General features: G+C 56.3%; 1 protein-coding gene. It reads right to left on the bottom strand.

Annotation, left to right across the window (positions count from 1 at the left end):
- Window positions 1–97: 97 nt before the first annotated feature.
- The coding region (locus NW818_RS13570) for an RNA-guided endonuclease InsQ/TnpB family protein (protein WP_414424853.1) at window positions 98–773 on the bottom strand (676 nt) is incomplete at its 5' end.

Here is a 773-nt window from a genome sequence, read left to right as displayed (position 1 = left end):
GTTCGCGTTAGCGGGACGGAGTCCTCAACCTCAACCCTATGGGGGATGCCATAACCCCAACTACTGGGCCGGAGCCCAGATACTTCCTGCGTTCGCGTTAGCGTTGCGTAGCAACAATGTTAATTGCACCCACCCCGTCCCGATGGAACTCAAACCCACACCCACACCTGTACACACGACCTTTGGGCTTGTTTCTCTGCCCACAAACAGGACACTCCTGAGAGCTGTACCGCTCATCCTGCAGCACAACCTTCATCCCCAGCCGTTCGGCCTTGTAAGTGATTTGGTGCCGAGCTTGACCATGCAACATCTGGTGGATCTTCTGATTCGCTTTCTTGTTGTAGTTGGCAGACATCCGGATATCCCGAATGTCGCCAATCACAACTGTCTGCACGCCTCGCTCGTGGAGCGTGGAGACCAGTCTGGTCGTCTGCTTGTGCAGAATGTCTTGGATTTGGTGGTGTAGCTTCTTGAGCTGCAGGCGTAAGGACTCCGTCCCGCTCACGCGATTGGAACGGATTAGCCGCTTCCACCGCCGAGAACCCCGCTTTTTGCGCGCCAGGAGTCGAGCTAGCTTGCCCTGCAGCTTGTTCTGGTAGCGCCTTTTGGAGCGCAGCAGCCTGCCATTGGCAAGGTAGGTTTGTCCCCCCTCATGAGCGACTGCGGGGTGAATCTCACCCAAATCCACAGCGGCAACGTTGCTCTCTTCCCCCTCTTCTTCCGGCAGCGTATCCCCCACCTTGTAGCAAGCTGATACATTTACGCTGAACACT

Source organism: Synechococcus sp. R6-5 (genome assembly GCF_047461775.1).
In the GTDB taxonomy this organism is placed as follows: Bacteria; Cyanobacteriota; Cyanobacteriia; order Thermostichales; family Thermostichaceae; genus Thermostichus.
Note: the sequence above shows the minus strand (reverse complement) of the source record. Positions and strands in the feature narration are given on the sequence as shown.